This is a genomic window from Streptomyces sp. Pv4-95 (assembly GCF_045782725.1).
In the GTDB taxonomy this organism is placed as follows: domain Bacteria; phylum Actinomycetota; class Actinomycetes; order Streptomycetales; family Streptomycetaceae; genus Streptomyces.
The window spans coordinates 3,621,961-3,642,381 of record NZ_CP127172.1 but is presented as its reverse complement, the minus strand read 5'-3'; the positions used below and the strand labels follow the sequence as shown (position 1 = coordinate 3,642,381).

Below are 20,421 nucleotides of genomic sequence, written 5' to 3'. Positions count from 1 at the left end.
CAGGGTCGGCGGGTGATCACAAGCCCCCCGACCCTACGGTCATTTGCGCCGCAACGCCGGTCCCTTCCGCTTTGGTCGTGTGAGAGATGGATTACTGGTGCGATGTCAGGTGAGGGCGGTTACGAGGGCTTTGGGCGCGGTGATCCCGTTCCTGGCGACCGGGTAGCCCGCTCGCCAGGTCGCCAGGTCGCCCGGTCAGCTTCGGCGTCGGCCGTCGGTGCGGTCTGTGCCTCCCGCGCCACCGTCCGAGCCGAAGCGGGCCGTCCCGGCTGCCGCGTCCGCCCCATCAGCGTCATCCGCGTCGGCCACTTCATCCCCCTTGCCCGCCTCCTCAGCGGTCGAGCGGCGCTGCTCGGCCCAACTGCCCAGCGCGGCCGCACAGGCGTGGTCGAGATGCCGCAGCCCGGACAGGTCGAGCTCGATCTCCCGGTCCCGGGGGAGCGCCTCCAACTGGTCGAGCAGCTTCGGCAACCGCAGGAACGTCGCATGGCCGACGGCCCGCACGCGGATCGTCCGCCGCGCGCCCCCGGCCGCAGGACCATCCCCGGACGAGCCGACCGAGCCGGACGCCCCGGACGCCGCGACCGTGCCGGGCACCGCGGACAGTGCCGTCGCGCTCAGTGCCGTCGCACCGGACGGGGCAGGGGCCGGGGGAGACGCCGCCGCATCGTCCTCCGTCCCGGCCCGCTCGGCCGCCCCCTCCAGCCCCATGATCTCCAGGTGGACGTGCGAGGTCTCCCAGGCCGACTTGGCGATGGCCATCAGCAGTCCCAGCAGCACCCCTTCGAACATGTTCGTCGCGACGATCGCCACCGCGGTCGTCGCCAGCACCACGGCCTCACCCCGGTGCTTGCGCCACAGCGGCCCGAACTCCTTCAGCGGGATCAGCTTGCAGCCCGCGTGGATCAGTACGCCCGCCAGCGCCGCGAGGGGCACCACCCCCAGCGCCGCGGGGAACGCCGCGGCGAAGACGAGCAGCCACACACCGTGCAGCACCCGCGAGGCCTTCGTCCGCGCACCCGCCTGCACATTGGCCGCACTGCGCACGATCACCGCGGTCATCGGAAGCGAGCCGAGCATCCCGCACACCGCGTTGCCCGCGCCCTGCGCCATCAGCTCCTTGTCGTAGTGGGTGCGCGGACCCTCGTGCAGCCGGTCCACCGCGGCCGCGCTGAACAGCGACTCCGCCGATGCGATCAAGGTGAAGGCGAGCACCGTGCCGATCGCCCCCGCGAGCATCACCGGCTCCACCAGCCGCCCGAAGTCGGCGGCGGACGGCGGCTGGACGGCGTCCAGCAGGCCCTGCACCTCCACCCGCGCCACCGGCAGGTCGAGCAGGAACACCGCGACCGTCGCCGGAGCCACCGCCACCAGCGGCGCGGGCAGTACCCGCGCAGCCCGCCGCAGCCGCGGCCACAGCACCAGCACCACGATCGTCCCGGCGCCCACCGCGAGGGCGGTGAGCGACCTGCCCGATCCGGCGGTGGCGACCGCCAGGTCCGGCAGTCCGCCGAGGTTGGCCAGTCCGCTGCCGGGCGCCGGGGCGTCGGCGAGCGCGTACAGCTGACCGGCGATCAGCACCAGCCCGATACCGGCGAGCATGCCCTGGACGACGGCGACCGAGATCGCCCGGAACCACCGCCCGAGCCGCAGCGCGCCCATGGTCAGTTGCAACAGGCCCGCCGTCAGCACCAGCGCGCCCAGAGCGCCGAGCCCGTACTCCTGCACGGCCTCGTAGACCAGGACGGTCAGCCCGGCGGCCGGCCCGCTGACCTGAAGGCTGCTGCCCGGGAGCAGGCCGGTGAGCAGCCCGCCGACAATGCCGGTGACCAGCCCCAGTTCGGCCGGCACCCCGGACGCGACGGCCACCCCGACACACAGCGGGACGGCGACGAGGAAGACGACGAGGGACGAGGTGACGTCGGCGCGCAGGGTCGGAAAGGACGGGCGGAACGAACTCCGCTGCCGTGGCGGGTTCGACGGACGGCGGCGGATGACGGGGAATCTCTGCACGAGGGATGCCTCCAGCGGATGCGGAACGCGGGGGCGCGCAAGCGGCCGCGGGGCGATGCGGCGGCATGTGGTCGGGAGCCGGCGGCACCGGCCATCGGGCGGCGGCCACCGGCCGCGGGCACCGCCGGCCGGTCACCGGAAATCCGGTGCGGGCGAGCGGCGGGCCCGTGAACGGCAGCCCGCCGGCCGGCGGGGTGCACCGCGTACGCGAGGCGCCATGGGTGGGGGACGGCTGGATCCGTCGGATGCGTGGGCCGGGGAAGCCCTGGGGCAGCTCTCAGCAGCGGAAGGCGCGGTGCTGTACGGGAAGTTCGCCCGATCTCGACAGGGGTACGGCCTGCCGGCCGGTCAGCGGGACGGTCACGGCGAGCCCGCCCACCGGATGTACTGGGGTGGTCGTCGACAGCGGGGTGGACAGCGGCGCCGGAACGGACACCGTCGCGGTGGACCGCCCGCCGCGCCGCGGCTGGCAGCGGTCGGCGCCGGTTTCCTGGTGCTCGACGGCGTCCACCGCGAGCTGGGCGGCGCGGGGAATCGTGGCGGAGGCGGCGAAGGCGGGGGCCGCGGCTGCCGCGGCCCCTCCGTACGTGCCGTCGGCGAGGGCGGGGAGGGTCATGACGACGGCCGCGAGGATCGCCAGGAGCCGGCAGAGAACGCCGGTCCGGACCTTCGCCATCGTCGCTCCCTTCCGGCGCGGTTGGACACTCAACTCCATTGTGTCCACGGAGATATGGGCCTGAGGCAAGTCGGTGTGTAACCGTCAGGTAAACGCGGTGTCATCGAAACAGAATGATCAGTTCCGATCGCTCCGGCGACCGCCGGAGCGCAGGGGGAACCTCTGTGCGCCCGGTCCTCCGGTCGGTGCGGCGCGGCCCCTGGCCCCGTCCTGGCCGGGTCGTCACCCGTCTGCGCACCCGCCCGACCGCTTGACGCCGCATACCGCCAGGAGCATTATTCATCGCATGATGAATAATGGCCGTGGGGACCCCGTCCCGCACCCGGACCCGGTGCAGGCAGCCGCGCCCACCGGTGTCCGCCCAGCCGTCCACGCCGCAGACCTCACCGTCCTCCGCGGCGGCCGCACCGTCCTGGACTCTCTCGCCTTCGACGTCCCCCGCGGGCAGATCACCGGCCTCCTCGGCCCCTCCGGCTGCGGCAAATCCACCCTGATGCGCGCCGTCGTCGGCACCCAGGGCAAGGTCACCGGCACCCTCGACGTCCTCGGCCTGCCCGCCGGCCACCCCCGGCTGCGCCCCCGCATCGGCTACGTCACCCAGGCGCCCTCCGTCTACGACGACCTGACCGTCAAGCAGAACCTCGACTACTTCGCCGACGTCCTGAACCCCGGCCGCGCCGCCCGCGCCGCGCGCCGCGAGAGCGTCGCCCGCGCGATCGCAGACGTCGACCTCGAAAGCCACGCCGACGCCCTCGCCGGCAACCTCTCCGGCGGCCAGCGCAGCCGGGTCTCCCTCGCGGTGGCGCTCCTGGGCACCCCCGAACTCCTCGTCCTCGACGAGCCCACCGTCGGCCTCGACCCGGTCCTGCGCCGCGACCTGTGGAACCTCTTCCACACCCTCGCCGCCGACCGCGGCGCCACCCTCCTGGTCTCCTCGCACGTCATGGACGAGGCCGAGCGCTGCCACCGCCTGCTGCTGATGCGCGAGGGCCGCATCCTCGCCGACGACACCCCCGAGGCCCTCCGCGACCGCACCGGACGCGCCACCGTCGAGGAGGCGTTCCTCCACCTGGTCGACGAGGCCAGGGCCGCGTCCGCCCGCGCACCGGGCGCACCGCTCCAGGTCACCGGCCCCCGGGCCACCACCCGCCCGGAGCAACCCGCCGGCCACACGCCACACCCCGGGACCCGCGACGACCGGCCCGCCCCACCCGACGCCGAAGACCCCACCGGCACCAAGGAGTCAGCGCGATGACCTCGGCACCCCTCCCCGGCGCCGCACCCCTCCCCGGCGCCGCACCCCGCTCCGGGGCCGCGCCGCTCTCCGCCGCCCGCACCCTCGCCACCGCCGCCAGAGTCCTGCGCCAGCTGCGTCACGACCCCCGCACCATCGCGCTGATGCTCGTCGTCCCCTGCGTGATGATCGCCCTGCTCCGCTACGTCTTCGACGCCCACGCGGCCACCTTCGACAGCATCGGCGCCTCGCTCCTCGGCATCTTCCCGATGATCACGATGTTCCTGGTGACGTCGATCGCCACCCTCCGCGAGCGCACCTCGGGCACCCTCGAACGCCTGCTGGCCATGCCCCTCGGCAAGGCCGACCTGATCGGCGGCTACGCCCTCGCCTTCGGCCTGCTCGCGATCCTCCAGTCGGCCGTCGCCACCGGTCTGTCCGTATGGGTGCTCGGCCTGGACGTCATCGGCTCCCCCTGGCTGCTGCTCCTGGTGGCCGTTCTGGACGCGCTGCTCGGCACCGCACTCGGCCTGTTCGTCTCGGCCTTCGCCGCCTCCGAATTCCAGGCCGTGCAGTTCATGCCCGCCGTCCTGATGCCCCAACTCCTGCTCTGCGGCCTCTTCACCCCGCGCGACACCATGCACCCCGCCCTCGAAGCACTCTCCGACGTCCTGCCGATGTCCTATGCCGTCGACGGAATGAACGAAGTCCTCCACCAACCCGACATCACCGGAGACTTCCTCCGCGACATCGTCGTGGTCACCGGCTGCGCGGTGCTCGTCCTTGCCCTGGGCGCCGCCACCCTCCGACGCCGTACGGCCTGACGAGCCTGACGAGGCGGCCGCCCCGCCGGAGCCCGCCCCGGCACCCGTCCCGGCCCTCGGGACGCCCCGGCGCCCCGCGCTCACGGGTGCGAGGATGACGACGTAACCGATCAGGCACCACCGGCGAGGTGAACCGCAGCATGACCCAGAAGGTCGCCGTACTCGGCACCGGCAAAATCGGCGAAGCCCTGCTCAGCGGAATGATCCGAGGCGGCTGGGCACCCTCCGACCTCCTGGTCACCGCCCGCCGGGCCGAACGCGCCGAGCAGCTGCGCACCCGCTACGGCGTCGAAGCGGTGACCAACGCCGAGGCCGCCGAGGCCGCCGACACCCTGATCCTCACGGTCAAGCCCCAGGACATGGGCACCCTCCTGGACGAACTGGCCCCGCACATCCCCGCCGACCGCCTGGTCATCAGCGGCGCCGCCGGCATCCCCACCGCCTACTTCGAAGAGCGGCTGGCCGCCGGCACCCCGGTCGTCCGGGTCATGACCAACACCCCCGCCCTCGTGGACGAGGCGATGTCCGTCATCTCCGCAGGCACCCACGCCACCGGCACGCACCTCACCCGCGCCGAGGAGATCTTCTCCGGCGTCGGCAAGACCCTGCGCGTCCCGGAATCCCAGCAGGACGCCTGCACCGCGCTGTCCGGCTCCGGCCCGGCGTACTTCTACTTCCTCGTCGAGGCCATGACCGACGCCGGCATCCTGCTGGGCCTGCCCCGCGACAAGGCCCACGACCTCATCGTCCAGGCCGCCATCGGCGCCGCGGTGATGCTCCGCGACAGCGGCGAGCACCCGGTCAAGCTCCGCGAGAACGTCACCTCGCCGGCCGGCACCACCATCAACGCCATCCGCGAACTGGAGAACCACGGCGTACGCGCCGCCCTCATCGCCGCCCTGGAAGCCGCCCGCGACCGCAGCCGCGAACTGGCCTCCGGCAACGGCTGACGGACCGAGGGGCCGCACCCACCCCGCGGCCCCTCTCTTTCTCTTCCGGGCGTCACCTCACCCGCATCACCCCGCCGGCATCAGCCCCACCGCCTGATACGCCGCATCCACCCGGGGCCGCGCCATCCCCCGCGCCCGCTCCGCCCCCGACCGCAGCACCGCATCGACGTACCCCGGGTCGGCGGCCAGCTCCGCATGCCGCTCCCGCACCGGCCGCAACAGCTCCACCACCGCCTCGGCCGTGTCCTTCTTCAACGCCCCGTACGACGCGTAGTCCCCGGCCAGCGCCTCCGGGTCACCACCCGTACAGGCCGCCAGCACATCCAGCAGATTCGCCACCCCCGGCCGCTCGGCACGGTCGTACACGACATCCCGCCCGGCATCCGTCACCGCGCGGGACACCTTCTTCCGCACCGCCTCCGGCTCGTCCAGCAGATAGACGATCCCCGCGGTCCGCACATGGGACTTCCCCATCTTCGACGTGGGCTCCTGCAGATCCATCACCCGAGCCGCCACCGCGGGAAGCGTCGCCCTGGGCACCACGAACGTCATCCCGTACCGCTGGTTGAACCGCACCGCGAGATCCCGCGCCAGCTCCATGTGCTGCGCCTGGTCCTCGCCGACGGGGACCTCGTCCGTTCCGTACGCCAGGACGTCCGCCGCCATCAGCGCGGGATAGGTCAGCAGCGACAGCCGCACACTCCCGCCCCGCGCCTGCTCCCGCGCGGCCTTCTCCTTGTACTGGATCATGCGCCGCATCTCGCCGTCCGAGGCCGTGCACTCCATCAGATACGCCAGCCGCGTGTGCTCATCGACATGGCTCTGCGCGAACAGCGTGCACCGCTCCGGATCCAGCCCCACCGCCAACAGCAGCGTCGCCGCCTGCCGGCTCAGTCGCCGCACCCGCGCCGGATCACGGTCCACGGTCAGCGCGTGCAGGTCCACCACACAGAACAGGGCATCCGCGCGGTGCTGGTCGGTCTCGGCCCACCGCCGCATCGCCCCGAGGTAGTTCCCGAGCGTCAGGTGCCCGGTCGGCTTCACACCACTGAAGATCCGCGTCATCGCCATCTCGTCTCGCTCCCGTACTGCTGTGAGGTGAGGGAGCCACCGCTGCCGCCGGCCGGCTACGAGGGGGAGATACGCGAACGGCCGCCGAAGCGGCGGCCGTGGTCATGCATGCGCTGGGGGTCGGCCGCCGTCAGGCGAGCCACCACTGCTGTACGAGCGCATGCGTGTTCATGCGGGCAAAACTACCCCTACAACCGCCGTCCGGCGCGGGTTTGAAGCATCTGAGGGCCTCGTGTAGTGTCCTCCGAGTTGCCACGGAGCCGTCAGGCCCCGGACAGCCATCCGCCGCTTCAGCGGCACACCACTACTGCACGGCCTCCTCACCGGGAAGCATTTCGGCATGCCGAAATTCGGACCATGACTCGATTATGAGTCACCGAGGAATTCCGCTAAAGTAGTGATCACGCCGAAAGGCGCGAACAACCCCCTCCGACGGGGAATCGGAAACAAATTCGGACCGGAAACGGAACGGACTGGATCTGATAGAGTCGGAAAGGCCGGAAAGCGAAAGCAAGAAGGCCAACCCCGCTCCAACAGGGGGCCGGAGACGGAAACGGATCTGGTAAGGTTGGAATCGCGAAGAAGCCGAAAGGACGAATCGCACCGGCGAAAATCAGGACCGCGAGGATCTGATAGAGTCGGAAACGCAAGACCGAAGGGAAGCGCCCGGAGAGCCTGGTGAAACAGGCACAAAGGAAGCGTCCGTTCCTTGAGAACTCAACAGCGTGCCAAAAGTCAACGCCAGATATGTTGATACCCCGTCCACCTCGGTGGATGAGGTTCCTTTGAAAGTCCATCCCGTCCATGTGGCGTGGGTGGCACACACAGCGAGGACGCTGTGAACGAGCAGACTTATTCCGTCCGCTCGTTCCGCTCTCGTGTGTGTTTCGCCGGATTACCGGCAAACATTCACGGAGAGTTTGATCCTGGCTCAGGACGAACGCTGGCGGCGTGCTTAACACATGCAAGTCGAACGATGAACCTCCTTCGGGAGGGGATTAGTGGCGAACGGGTGAGTAACACGTGGGCAATCTGCCCTTCACTCTGGGACAAGCCCTGGAAACGGGGTCTAATACCGGATACGACTACCGACCGCATGGTCTGGTGGTGGAAAGCTCCGGCGGTGAAGGATGAGCCCGCGGCCTATCAGCTTGTTGGTGGGGTGATGGCCTACCAAGGCGACGACGGGTAGCCGGCCTGAGAGGGCGACCGGCCACACTGGGACTGAGACACGGCCCAGACTCCTACGGGAGGCAGCAGTGGGGAATATTGCACAATGGGCGAAAGCCTGATGCAGCGACGCCGCGTGAGGGATGACGGCCTTCGGGTTGTAAACCTCTTTCAGCAGGGAAGAAGCGAAAGTGACGGTACCTGCAGAAGAAGCGCCGGCTAACTACGTGCCAGCAGCCGCGGTAATACGTAGGGCGCAAGCGTTGTCCGGAATTATTGGGCGTAAAGAGCTCGTAGGCGGCTTGTCACGTCGGATGTGAAAGCCCGGGGCTTAACCCCGGGTCTGCATTCGATACGGGCAGGCTAGAGTTCGGTAGGGGAGATCGGAATTCCTGGTGTAGCGGTGAAATGCGCAGATATCAGGAGGAACACCGGTGGCGAAGGCGGATCTCTGGGCCGATACTGACGCTGAGGAGCGAAAGCGTGGGGAGCGAACAGGATTAGATACCCTGGTAGTCCACGCCGTAAACGTTGGGAACTAGGTGTGGGCGACATTCCACGTCGTCCGTGCCGCAGCTAACGCATTAAGTTCCCCGCCTGGGGAGTACGGCCGCAAGGCTAAAACTCAAAGGAATTGACGGGGGCCCGCACAAGCAGCGGAGCATGTGGCTTAATTCGACGCAACGCGAAGAACCTTACCAAGGCTTGACATACACCGGAAACGCCTGGAGACAGGCGCCCCCTTGTGGTCGGTGTACAGGTGGTGCATGGCTGTCGTCAGCTCGTGTCGTGAGATGTTGGGTTAAGTCCCGCAACGAGCGCAACCCTTGTTCTGTGTTGCCAGCATGCCCTTCGGGGTGATGGGGACTCACAGGAGACTGCCGGGGTCAACTCGGAGGAAGGTGGGGACGACGTCAAGTCATCATGCCCCTTATGTCTTGGGCTGCACACGTGCTACAATGGCCGGTACAATGAGCTGCGATACCGCGAGGTGGAGCGAATCTCAAAAAGCCGGTCTCAGTTCGGATTGGGGTCTGCAACTCGACCCCATGAAGTCGGAGTTGCTAGTAATCGCAGATCAGCATTGCTGCGGTGAATACGTTCCCGGGCCTTGTACACACCGCCCGTCACGTCACGAAAGTCGGTAACACCCGAAGCCGGTGGCCCAACCCCTTGTGGGAGGGAATCGTCGAAGGTGGGACTGGCGATTGGGACGAAGTCGTAACAAGGTAGCCGTACCGGAAGGTGCGGCTGGATCACCTCCTTTCTAAGGAGCATTTCTTACCGACTTCGGTTGGTCAGAGGCCACTTCGTCGGCAAATGTTCGACGGTGGTTGCTCATGGGTGGAACGTTGACTATTCGGCACATTCGGTTGGTTGTCATTAGTACTGCTTCGGCGTGGAACGTGAGGATGGATCGGGTGGGCCGGGCACGCTGTTGGGTATCTGAGGGTACGGACTTTCGAGTCTGGACCTTCGTGATGCCGGCCCCAGTGAACTCGCCTTGTGTGGCGGGGTGATGGGTGGCTGGTCGTTGCTTGAGAACTGCACAGTGGACGCGAGCATCTGTGGCCAAGTTTTTAAGGGCGCACGGTGGATGCCTTGGCACCAGGAACCGATGAAGGACGTGGGAGGCCACGATAGGCCCCGGGGAGCTGTCAACCAAGCTTTGATCCGGGGGTGTCCGAATGGGGAAACCCGGCAGTCGTCATGGGCTGTCACCCGCTGCTGAACACATAGGCAGTGTGGAGGGAACGCGGGGAAGTGAAACATCTCAGTACCCGCAGGAAGAGAAAACAACCGTGATTCCGGGAGTAGTGGCGAGCGAAACCGGATGAGGCCAAACCAGTCACGTGTGATACCCGGCAGGGGTTGCGTGGTTGGGGTTGTGGGAGTTCTCTTTCATCGTCTGCCGGCGATGAGGCAAGTCAGAAACCGTTGGTGTAGGCGAAGGGCATGCGAAAGGCCCGGCGTAGAGGGTAAGACCCCCGTAGCTGAAACATCAACGGCTTGCTTGAGAACCACCCAAGTAGCACGGGGCCCGAGAAATCCCGTGTGAATCTGGCGGGACCACCCGTTAAGCCTAAATATTCCCTGGTGACCGATAGCGGATAGTACCGTGAGGGAATGGTGAAAAGTACCGCGGGAGCGGAGTGAAATAGTACCTGAAACCGTGTGCCTACAAGCCGTGGGAGCGTCGCTGTATGTGCTTGCACATGCAGTCGTGACTGCGTGCCTTTTGAAGAATGAGCCTGCGAGTTTGCGGTATGTTGCGAGGTTAACCCGTGTGGGGAAGCCGTAGCGAAAGCGAGTCCGAATAGGGCGTTGAGTAGCGTGCCCAAGACCCGAAGCGGAGTGATCTAGCCATGGGCAGGTTGAAGCGGAGGTAAGACTTCGTGGAGGACCGAACCCACCAGGGTTGAAAACCTGGGGGATGACCTGTGGTTAGGGGTGAAAGGCCAATCAAACTCCGTGATAGCTGGTTCTCCCCGAAATGCATTTAGGTGCAGCGTCGTGTGTTTCTTGCCGGAGGTAGAGCACTGGATAGGCGATGGGCCCTACCGGGTTACTGACCTTAGCCAAACTCCGAATGCCGGTAAGTGAGAGCGCGGCAGTGAGACTGTGGGGGATAAGCTCCATGGTCGAGAGGGAAACAGCCCAGAGCATCGACTAAGGCCCCTAAGCGTGTGCTAAGTGGGAAAGGATGTGGAGTCGCAGAGACAACCAGGAGGTTGGCTTAGAAGCAGCCATCCTTGAAAGAGTGCGTAATAGCTCACTGGTCAAGTGATTCCGCGCCGACAATGTAGCGGGGCTCAAGCACACCGCCGAAGTCGTGTCATTGCAGTACATACCCCCAACGGGGACTGTGATGGGTAGGGGAGCGTCGTGTGCCGGGTGAAGCAGCCGTGGAAACGAGTTGTGGACGGTTCACGAGTGAGAATGCAGGCATGAGTAGCGATACACACGTGGGAAACGTGTGCGCCGATTGACTAAGGGTTCCTGGGTCAAGCTGATCTGCCCAGGGTAAGTCGGGACCTAAGGCGAGGCCGACAGGCGTAGTCGATGGACAACCGGTTGATATTCCGGTACCCGCTTTGAAGCGCCAAACATTGAATCAGGCGATGCTAAGTCCGTGAAGCCGGCCTGGAGTCTTCGGACAAAGGGACGTGGTGGAGCCGACGAACCAGACTTGTAGTAGGTGAGTGATGGGGTGACGCAGGAAGGTAGTCCAGCCCGGGCGGTGGTTGTCCCGGGGTAAGGGTGTAGGCCGTGTGGTAGGTAAATCCGTCACACGTTAAGGCTGAGACCTGATGCCGAGCCGATTGTGGCGAAGTGGATGATCCTATGCTGTCGAGAAAAGCCTCTAGCGAGTTTCATGGCGGCCCGTACCCTAAACCGACTCAGGTGGTCAGGTAGAGAATACCGAGGCGTTCGGGTGAACTATGGTTAAGGAACTCGGCAAAATGCCCCCGTAACTTCGGGAGAAGGGGGGCCATTTCTGGTGATCCGATTTACTCGGTGAGCTGGGGGTGGCCGCAGAGACCAGCGAGAAGCGACTGTTTACTAAAAACACAGGTCCGTGCGAAGCCGTAAGGCGATGTATACGGACTGACGCCTGCCCGGTGCTGGAACGTTAAGGGGACCGGTTAGTCACATTTCGGTGTGGCGAAGCTGAGAACTTAAGCGCCAGTAAACGGCGGTGGTAACTATAACCATCCTAAGGTAGCGAAATTCCTTGTCGGGTAAGTTCCGACCTGCACGAATGGCGTAACGACTTCTCGACTGTCTCAACCATAGGCCCGGTGAAATTGCACTACGAGTAAAGATGCTCGTTTCGCGCAGCAGGACGGAAAGACCCCGGGACCTTTACTATAGCTTGATATTGGTGTTCGGTTCGGCTTGTGTAGGATAGGTGGGAGACTTTGAAGCAGCCACGCCAGTGGTTGTGGAGTCATTGTTGAAATACCACTCTGGTCGTGCTGGATGTCTAACCTGGGTCCGTGATCCGGATCAGGGACAGTGTCTGGTGGGTAGTTTAACTGGGGCGGTTGCCTCCTAAAGAGTAACGGAGGCGCCCAAAGGTTCCCTCAGCCTGGTTGGCAATCAGGTGTTGAGTGTAAGTGCACAAGGGAGCTTGACTGTGAGACTGACGGGTCGAGCAGGTACGAAAGTAGGGACTAGTGATCCGGCGGTGGCTTGTGGAAGCGCCGTCGCTCAACGGATAAAAGGTACCCCGGGGATAACAGGCTGATCTTCCCCAAGAGTCCATATCGACGGGATGGTTTGGCACCTCGATGTCGGCTCGTCGCATCCTGGGGCTGGAGTCGGTCCCAAGGGTTGGGCTGTTCGCCCATTAAAGCGGTACGCGAGCTGGGTTTAGAACGTCGTGAGACAGTTCGGTCCCTATCCGCTGTGCGCGTAGGAGTATTGAGAAGGGCTGTCCCTAGTACGAGAGGACCGGGACGGACGAACCTCTGGTGTGCCAGTTGTCCTGCCAAGGGCATGGCTGGTTGGCTACGTTCGGAAAGGATAACCGCTGAAAGCATCTAAGCGGGAAGCCTGCTTCGAGATGAGTACTCCCACCCCCTTTGAGGGGTTAAGGCTCCCAGTAGACGACTGGGTTGATAGGCCAGATATGGAAGACCGGTAACGGTTGGAGTTGACTGGTACTAATAGGCCGAGGGCTTGTCCTCAGTTGCTCGCGTCCACTGTGTAGGTTCTGAAGTAACGACCTGTGTTTTTGCCGGGTTGGTTAACTTCATAGTGTTTCGGTGGTCATTGCGTTAGGGAAACGCCCGGTTACATTTCGAACCCGGAAGCTAAGCCTTTCAGCGCCGATGGTACTGCAGGGGGGGACCCTGTGGGAGAGTAGGACGCCGCCGAACAATCTTTGTGTGTAAGCCCCGTGGGAACTTCGGTTCCTGCGGGGCTTACACGCGTTTCCGGAACGAAGAGACGGAAAATGCGGCGGACTCTTTCGGGCGTCAGGCGCTGTAGGCGTGGCCGCATTGCCGGCGCGAAGTACCTCTGCCCACCAGGCGAGTTGGTCGAGCAATATCTTCGCGGCGCTATTGCGGCTCTCGGGGTCCTCGAGGGCAGCGGTTTCGTCGAATTTTTGTCGCATGCCATGTGGAAGAGGCCGTCGGCCAGCCCTCCTACGAGACGAAGCCGACGGGCTTGGCCTGCCACTGCTCGCGGTAGAGGGCAATGGCCTGCCTTCAACTGGTGGGCGCGGAGGGCACCCGGGCGTCGTACTTCGGGGCGCTTGAAGTGCCGCTGGAGTTCGTGGAGAAGAGGGTCAACTGCGGCGTGCGGGCGATTCTGCGGGTCTATGGGGCCGGGGCGGGCATCTGACGGCCGCAGGGCGGCAGGGCGCCTGGGGCGTGCGGGGGCCGTCAGGAGGGCCGTAGGGGTGGTCCTGCGGCAGGTGGCGTGGTGCGGGGATGTGGCGGTTCGTCAGGGCTGTACGGAGCGGTGGGGCCAGCGTGCGCGGGCTTGTTCCTGGGAGCGCATGGTCGCCAGCGTCAGCATGCCGCGCAGGTGGCCCGTTTCGAGGAGATCGGGGAGCGCGGGGAGGGGCGCCAGGGCGGCGATGTCGTCCAGGACCAGGGTGAGTGGTGGGTCGAGCCGACCGTCAGATGACCGTTCGGCCATGCGGCGGCCGTGCTCGACCACGCTGGAGAGGAGTGCGGTGAGCAGCGGCATCGCACCCGGATCGGTGCGCGGATCCTCGAGGGATTCGCCCACCACGTAGAGCGTTCCCCCTTCGTCGACGAATGATTCGAGAACGAGCGAATCTGCTCGGAGTGGATTGCAGGCGTCGCGGATGTGGATCGAGGAGAGGGCGGCCAGTGAGCGGTTGACCAACTCTTTGGCCATTTCGCGGCGTTCGGCGTGGGCGGTGAGGACGGACTCCAGCTCGCCCGCCTGGCCGGCGGAGGACTTGGGGTGGGTGCGCAGAATGCGTACGGGCTCCTGGGCGGCGCCCGTGGTGTGGGCCCAGCGGTGCAGTTGACGGAAGGGCCGGCCTTCGACGGCGGCGGCGTGCAGCCAGCAGCGCAGCAGGGTCTGGGCGGCGTCCGCGACGGCCGAGTCCAGGGTACTCGCCGGGCGGACGGGGGCCAGCAGGGCGGCGGCGCGGGTGGTGGCGGTGGCGATGTCCTCGCAGCCCGCGGTCGGCGACCAGCGCAGCCGGGCCGGGGTGTCGAGGAGGTGTGTGGGGTCGTAGGTCAGGACCGGCCCGAGTTTGGCGCGGGCGTTCTTGGTCTCGGCCCAGAGGGCGGGGTCGGAGGTGGCGACGATGAGCGCGCCTTCGGCGGTCGCGATGGTGGCGGCGGCCGTGGCGAGGGCGGCGGCGCGGTCCGTACCGAACTGCACGCGGGGGAGCGCTGGTTCGGTGAGGTCGGCGGCCGCGGTCGTGGGGGGCGGCACGGGGAGCGCGTCGTCGGCGGGGGAGGCGGTCAGGGGGGAGGGAACCGGGGTCGGGGCGACCGGGTGCGGTACCGGGGTGGGCTCCGGGGGCCGGGTGGCCGCGGTGTCGGTGGGCACGGCAGGGCTGCCGGCGGCTGCCGGGGCGAGTGCGGTCTCCGCGCGGGGTGCCGGGGCCTGCCGGGCGGCTTCGCGTGCGTCCGCGCGTGCGTCGTCACGAGCTGCGCGGACGGCCTCGCGGCGGGCGGCGCGGACGGCGCGGTAGCGGGTGACCGTACCGAGCGTGAAGATCGTCAGGACCAGCAGCACCATCAGTTGGCTGATGAGGATGCCCCAGAACAGGCCGTAGCCGGAGAGCTGGTCCTTGGGGGTGTCGGGCCAGGCCGCGGCCAGGTTGTGCGGTGCGGAGGCGAGGTGCCGCAGGGCCATCGGTGTGCCGGGGTAGGTGACGCCGTCGGGCCAGGAGCCGTGGGCGAGGAGCCCGGCGAGGCCGGTTGCCGTCCACACCAGCAGGGTCAGGCCGAGGAGGAAGGCGAGCAGCCCGATCAGCAGGGAGTCGGGGATGCCGCGCTCCCGGCCGTCCCGGCCCTGTTCGTATCCGCGCCTCACGCCACCGTCTCGCTCGACTCGTCCCTCAACTGCCTCGCCATCGCCAGTGCTTCGGCGCGCTCCTCGGCCTCCGCGTCCGCCGCGCGTTCGATGGCGCGTGCCTCGTCCGTCATCATCGAGGACGCCTCGGTCATCGCGCGGTCGGTGTAGACCAGCGGGCGTTCGGCCTCGGTGATGAGGTGCTTGACGACCTGGACGTTGCCGTTGACGTCCCAGACGGCGATGCCGGGGGTGAGGGTGGGGATGATCTCGACGGCCCAGCGTGGCAGGCCGAGTACCCGTCCGGTGGCGCGTGCCTCGTCGGCCTTCTGGGCGTAGATCGTGCGGGTGGACGCCATTTTGAGGATCGCGGCGGCCTCGCGGGCGGCCGCGCCGTCGACCACGTCGCTGAGGTGGTGGACGACGGCGACGAAGGACAGGCCGAGGCGTCGGCCGAACTTCAGCAGCCGCTGGAAGAGCTGCGCGACGAACGGCGAGTTGATGATGTGCCAGGCCTCTTCCACCAGGAAGATGCGCTTCTTGCGGTCGGGCCGGATCCAGGTGTGTTCCAGCCAGACGCCGACGATCGCCATCAGGATCGGCATCGCGATGGAGTTGCGGTCGATGTGCGAGAGGTCGAAGACGATCAGCGGTGAGTCGAGGTCGATGCCGGCGGAGGTCGGGCCGTCGAACATGCCGCGCAGGTCGCCGTCGACGAGGCGGTCCAGGACCAGCGCCACGTCGAGGCCCCAGGCGCGGACGTCGTCTATGTCGACGTTCATCGCCTCGGCGGAGTCCGCTTCCGGGTGCCGCAGCTGCTCGACGATGTCGGTCAGGACGGGTTGCCGGTCAGTGATCGTCTCGTTGACGAAGGCGTGCGCGACCTTGAGGGCGAAGCCGGAGCGTTCGTCCAGGCCGTGGCCCATCGCGACCTCGATGATGGTGCGCAGCAGGGCCAGCTGACCCGTCGTGGTGATGGAGGGGTCGAGGGGGTTGAGGCGGATGCCGCCGTTGAGGGCCGCGGTGGGGTCCAGGCGGATGGGAGTTATTCCCAGCTCCTGGGCGATGAGGTTCCATTCGCCGACGCCGTCCTCGCCCTGTGCGTCGAGGACGACGACCTGGCGGTCGCGGAAGCGGAGCTGACGCAGGACGTAGGTCTTCTCCAGGGCGGACTTGCCGTTGCCGGACTCGCCCAGGACCAGCCAGTGGGGTGCGGGGAGTTGCTGGCCGTAGAGCTGGAAGGGGTCGTAGATATAGCCCTTGCCGCTGTAGACCTCGCGGCCGATGATCACGCCGGAGTCGCCGAGTCCGGGGGCCGCGGTGGGCAGGTAGACGGCCTGGGCCTGGCCGGTGGAGGTGCGTACGGGCAGCCGTGTCGTCTCCACCTTCCCGAACAGGAAGCTGGTGAATGCGTCGGTGAGTGCTCCGAGCGGGTCGAGCATGGCCATGACGTACGCGCCTCCCAGCGGCTTAGCGGCGGATCCCGGTCGCGAAAGGAAGGGTGTTGACGAAGGCCCGGTGGTGCTCGCGGTCGCACCATTCCAGCTTGAGGTAGGACTTGCCGGCGGAGGCGCGGATGGTGCGCTTGTCGCGGGCCAGGGCTTCGGGCGAGCGGGAGGAGACCGTGATGTAGCCGACGAGGTTGACGCCGGCGGCGCCGGACGCGAGGTCCTCGCCGCGCTGGTCGACGCGGCCGTGGTGGGCGACGTCGCGCGGGTCGACCACGCGGTTCATCTTGGCCGCGCGGCTGGCCTCGGCGTCGTCGTTGGTCTTCTCCGTCAGCATCCGCTCGATGGCGACCTCGGTCGGTTCCAGGTCCATGCAGACCGCGACGGTGCGGATCACGTCGGGGGTGTGGACCAGGAGGGGCGCGAGGAAGTTGACGCCGACCGGGGTCAGCGGCCATTCCTTGATCCAGGCGGTGGAGTGGCACCAGGGCGCGCGGGTGGTGGACTCGCGGGTCTTGGCCTGGAGGTACGTCGGCTCCATCGCGTCCAGCTCGGCCGGCCAGGCGTTGCGCTTGCTCATGGCCTGGATGTGGTCGATGGGGTGGTCCGGGTCGTACATGGAGTGCACCAGGGAGGCCAGGCGCCCCTGGCCGAGGGGCTGGCGCACGCGGATGTCCGCCTCGGCCAGACGGGCGCAGATGTCCGTCAGCTCGCGGGCCATGACGACGGCCAGGCCGGCGTCGCGGTCGAGCTTCTGGCGGATCAGGCCGCCGCGGTGGGTGCGGGCGGCGCGGGCCATGGTGTGCGCCTCGGCGGCCAGCTCGCGGGTGTAGTGCATGCAGGCGACGAGGTAGGCGCGGTGCTGCTCGGAGGAGGTGGAGACCATCGACTGGAGCTGCTCGTAGGACTCCTGCAGCCAGTTGGGGGAGGCGTGGTCGCCGCGCTGGGCGACGTCCTTGGCGTGCGCGTCGGGGTCGGCGGGCAGCGTACGCGCCAGGATCTGCAGGCGGGTCACGAAGCCGTCGCCGTTCGCGACGTGCTTGAGGAGCGTCCCGAAGCGGTCGACCAGGGCTTCCTGGTCCTCGCTGTCGCGCAGGCCGACGCCCGGGCCCTCGATCTCGATGGCGGCGGTGACGGTTTTGCGGTCGGCGTGCAGCAGTACGGCGATCTCGTCGGGGCCGAACGGGGCGGCGAGCCAGTTGATCCGGCCGATGCCGGGCGGCGGGCCGATCTCGACCTCGCGTCCGTCGAGGCGCACGCCGGCCTCGACGGCGGCGGAGCGGTAGGTGGTGCCGCGGCGGACCGTGCGGCGGTAACTGCGGTTGATCTCGAACCACTTGTAGAACGTACGGCCCTTGTAGGGGACGTAGACGAGGGCGAGGCCCAGCATCGGGAAGCCGGTGAGCGTCGCGATCCGCAGGGGCAGCACGGGCACCAGCAGGCCGCACATCATGCCGATGAACGCGCCCGCGATGATCAACGCGATCTCACCGGTCTCGCGGTTCTTGCCGACGATCGCGTTGGGCCGGGCGCGGCCGATCAGATACGTGCGACGGGGCGCGATCGGGTGGGACTGCGTGGTCAACGCCCATCACCTCCTGCTGTCTTGCCGGTGCGGGCGCTGCCGTGGGCGCTGGTGCTCGGGCCGGGGTTGGGGTTCGAACGGGGTGCGGGGGTGGTGGGTCGGCCGCCGGAGGGGCGGGAGCTGTGCGCGGCGACGCCACCGGAGACCGCGTCTGCGGGCCGGGACTGGCCGCCCTGGGCGCCTTGCTGTCCGCCGTCGCCGCCGGAGCTGCGCGAGCTGTGGGTCTTGATGCCCTGGGAGACCAGTGCGGCGGGAGAGGAGATCATGGCGGCGGCCTGGCTGCCGTCGGTGGCCCGGCCCTTGTTGGAGCGGGCCGAGACCATCTCGTCGCCGAAGCCGGGGACGAAGCGGTAGATCACGGCGCTGGCGAAGATGGCCAGCAGGATGATCGCGAGGCCGGAGACGACCGCGGAGAAGGCGTTGGGGCCCTTGTCGTGGGAGAGCGCGCCGGCGATGCCGAGCACGATCACGATCACCGGCTTCACCATGATCACCGCGATCATGATGCCCGCCCAACGGCGGACGTGGCCCCACATGTTCTTGTCGACCAGACCGGCGTACACGACGGTGCCCAGCAGCGCCCCGACGTACAGCAGCGCGGCGCGGATCACCAGCTCCAGCCAGAGCACGCCGGCGGCCAGGACGGAGACCAGTGACACCACGATCAGCATGATCGGGCCGCCGCCGATGTCGGTGCCCTTCGTGAGCGCCTGCGAGAACGACCCGAAGAAGGTGTCGGTCTGGGCGCCGGTCCCCTTGGCGATGATCTCGGTGACGCCGTCGGTCGCCGAGACGATCGTGTAGAGGATGAGGGGCGTGAACGCGGACGCCAGGACCGTCAGCCACAAGAACCCCACGGCCTCGCCGATCGCCTCGGTGAGCCGCACCCCGCGCACGGCACGCTTGGCGACCGCGAGCAGCCACAGGACCAGCGTCAGGATCGTCGACGCCGCGAAGACGACGGCGTACTGGCGCAGGAAGGTGGTGTTGGTGAAGTCCACCTGCGAGGTGGACTTCACGGCCTCGGACAGCTTGGTGACGATCCAGGCGGCGGCTTTGGCACAGCCCTTGGCGAGGGATTCGAGGGGGTCGAGGGGGTTGTTGTCGAGGGGGTTGGTCGAGGGGGAGGGGGCGTTGGAGCCGGCTTTGTCGCCGTCCTGGCAGTACTCCTTCGCCGGACCGATGAGCAGGTCACAGGGCTCGTTGCTCTTGCCTGGTGAAGGCGTCGGCGTCGGAGCTGCCACGGCACGTGTGGCCAACATGAAGGCTGCGGTCTGCACGCTCGTCAGGACGGCTGCGATGGAGACCACTCGGCGGCGCGCGCTACCTGGCATAAGTGAAGCCTCCGTACTGCTCGACCGCCTTGGTCATTTCATCCGCTCCGGAAGCGGGAACATCCCCTGCGATCGGCGCAGGTCCGTTCTTCTGGGAGTCTGCGGCAACCTTCCAGTCGCCGTCGGTCCACGACAGGTCGAACGTCCAGGTCTTCCAGTCCGTGCGCACGGGGTCGGTGGAGCCCGCGCCGGCCATGCCGATGAGGCCCGTGTACCAGACGGAGACCTTGGCGGTGCCGTCCGTGAACTGCTCGACCTTGGTTCCCACGGGGATGGTGCGCGAGATGAAAGTCTTGCCCTTGGGGGCGTTGCCCGCGGGGTCCAGCCCGAGCTTGCGCAGGAATGCCTTTGAGTAGGCCTTGTCCTGAGGCCCCTTGAGATTCGATGCGGCCTTTGGTGCGTATACCGCGTCCACGATCTGATGGCGGCTGTTGACCTTGAACATCCGCTCGGATCCCAGCGCCACCGCAAAATTCGCCGCCGCCGACTGTGCCCCCTGCTCCGTCTTGGCGAAGCCTGCGGCGATGTCGCCGTTCTTGCCGTTGACCGGCTTGGTGCCGGTGGGGGCGGTCGGCCGGGCGGCGGCGTCCTGGGCGGTGTCGTCCGAGGCGGTCTCGCTGTTGCCGCTCCCGCCGCGGTTGGCGAAGGCGATGGCGGCGATCAGCAGGACCACCACGCCCACGATTGTGACGAGGTTCCGGCTGGACAGGCCGCCCGCCCGGGGCCGCCGTCCCGTTCCGTAGGCGTCGTTGTCGCCGTCGGGAAGTCTCGTACGCGTCTGGCCCGTCTCGGACCCGCGGTGGTCGCCGCCGTAGCCGCCGTCATCGCTGAGACTCATCGCGCCTGTGCCCCCTCTGCCGACATCGCCTTCTGTGCCGTCGTAGTGCCGCCCTCATATGACCGTAGCCGCGTGGGCGGCGGCTCGGGCGAAGTGGTACGAGTACATCTCACCGTGACGGTTCCTCAGATGCTGAGCGGCAGAGGCGAATGGGGGACTCTGGGTCATTTGTGCCCGGTGTCCGTCCCGTGTCCGCTACGGCCGTCTTGCCTCCGGGCCTTCCTGTCCCCGCGTACCGGGCAGCCCAATCGGTCCCCTGGT

At 67.4% G+C, this 20,421-nt stretch carries 12 protein-coding genes and 3 rRNA genes; 7 read left to right on the top strand and 8 right to left on the bottom strand.

Annotation, left to right across the window (positions count from 1 at the left end):
* Positions 1-195 precede the first annotated feature (195 nt).
* On the bottom strand, positions 196-1,995 hold the full coding sequence (locus QOM21_RS15970; RefSeq protein ID WP_407555695.1) for a SulP family inorganic anion transporter: 1,800 nt from the start codon (positions 1,993-1,995) through the stop codon (positions 196-198).
* Between the two features lie 295 nt (positions 1,996-2,290).
* The gene (locus QOM21_RS15965; protein WP_407550737.1) at positions 2,291-2,689 is read right to left on the bottom strand and encodes a hypothetical protein; all 399 of its coding nucleotides are present in this window, start codon (positions 2,687-2,689) and stop codon (positions 2,291-2,293) included.
* 286 nt (positions 2,690-2,975) lie between these two features.
* Here QOM21_RS15965 and QOM21_RS15960 point away from each other — a divergent pair, with 286 nt between their 5' ends.
* The 3 genes from QOM21_RS15960 (at position 2,976) to proC (ending at position 5,697) form a co-directional block, all read left to right on the top strand.
* Positions 2,976-3,944, top strand: coding sequence for an ABC transporter ATP-binding protein (locus QOM21_RS15960; RefSeq protein WP_407550735.1), 969 nt, complete (start codon positions 2,976-2,978; stop codon positions 3,942-3,944).
* Positions 3,941-4,747, top strand: coding sequence for an ABC transporter permease (locus QOM21_RS15955; RefSeq protein WP_407550733.1), 807 nt, complete (start codon positions 3,941-3,943; stop codon positions 4,745-4,747). The genes QOM21_RS15960 and QOM21_RS15955 overlap by 4 nt, the downstream gene beginning before the upstream one ends.
* Positions 4,748-4,887: 140 nt before the next feature.
* The gene (gene proC, locus QOM21_RS15950) at positions 4,888-5,697 is read left to right on the top strand and encodes a pyrroline-5-carboxylate reductase (protein WP_407550732.1); all 810 of its coding nucleotides are present in this window, start codon (positions 4,888-4,890) and stop codon (positions 5,695-5,697) included.
* A 66-nt stretch (positions 5,698-5,763) separates the two neighbouring features.
* On the opposite strand, the gene trpS is transcribed toward proC, so the two are convergent.
* A complete protein-coding gene (gene trpS / locus QOM21_RS15945; RefSeq protein WP_407550730.1) occupies positions 5,764-6,762 on the bottom strand; it encodes a tryptophan--tRNA ligase in 999 nt (332 codons plus the stop codon).
* Positions 6,763-7,676: 914 nt separating this feature from the next.
* Between trpS and QOM21_RS15940 the strand changes: the two genes are divergently transcribed.
* The 4 genes from QOM21_RS15940 to QOM21_RS15925 all read left to right on the top strand — a co-directional run bounded on the left by QOM21_RS15940 (position 7,677) and on the right by QOM21_RS15925 (position 13,293).
* Positions 7,677-9,205: ribosomal RNA gene (locus QOM21_RS15940) — 16S ribosomal RNA — on the top strand.
* A 303-nt stretch (positions 9,206-9,508) separates the two neighbouring features.
* Positions 9,509-12,632 (top strand): 23S ribosomal RNA (locus tag QOM21_RS15935).
* 74 nt (positions 12,633-12,706) lie between these two features.
* Positions 12,707-12,824, top strand: a 5S ribosomal RNA gene (gene rrf, locus QOM21_RS15930).
* The 16S, 23S and 5S rRNA genes sit together here, the layout of an rRNA operon.
* Positions 12,825-13,146: 322 nt before the next feature.
* Positions 13,147-13,293: a hypothetical protein gene (locus QOM21_RS15925; RefSeq protein ID WP_407550728.1), complete on the top strand. Its 147-nt coding sequence runs from the start codon at positions 13,147-13,149 to the stop codon at positions 13,291-13,293.
* 102 nt (positions 13,294-13,395) lie between these two features.
* Here QOM21_RS15925 and QOM21_RS15920 read toward each other — a convergent pair whose 3' ends face one another.
* Genes QOM21_RS15920 through QOM21_RS15900 form a run of 5 tightly spaced genes read right to left on the bottom strand, consistent with a single transcriptional unit; the run spans position 13,396 to position 20,160 of the window.
* Positions 13,396-14,976: a type VI secretion protein gene (locus QOM21_RS15920; protein ID WP_407550726.1), complete on the bottom strand. Its 1,581-nt coding sequence runs from the start codon at positions 14,974-14,976 to the stop codon at positions 13,396-13,398.
* Complete coding sequence (locus QOM21_RS15915; protein ID WP_393894918.1) at positions 14,973-16,397, bottom strand: ATP-binding protein; 1,425 nt, start codon at positions 16,395-16,397, stop codon at positions 14,973-14,975. Before QOM21_RS15915 ends, QOM21_RS15920 begins: the two co-directional genes overlap by 4 nt.
* A gap of 28 nt (positions 16,398-16,425) precedes the next feature.
* A complete protein-coding gene (locus tag QOM21_RS15910) occupies positions 16,426-17,988 on the bottom strand; it encodes an SCO6880 family protein (RefSeq protein WP_407550724.1) in 1,563 nt (520 codons plus the stop codon).
* Positions 17,985-19,322, bottom strand: a complete 1,338-nt coding sequence (locus tag QOM21_RS15905; RefSeq protein WP_407550723.1) for a hypothetical protein — start codon at positions 19,320-19,322, stop codon at positions 17,985-17,987. The genes QOM21_RS15910 and QOM21_RS15905 overlap by 4 nt, the downstream gene beginning before the upstream one ends.
* Positions 19,312-20,160, bottom strand: coding sequence for a hypothetical protein (locus QOM21_RS15900; protein WP_407550721.1), 849 nt, complete (start codon positions 20,158-20,160; stop codon positions 19,312-19,314). The genes QOM21_RS15905 and QOM21_RS15900 overlap by 11 nt, the downstream gene beginning before the upstream one ends.
* Positions 20,161-20,421: the final 261 nt, after the last annotated feature.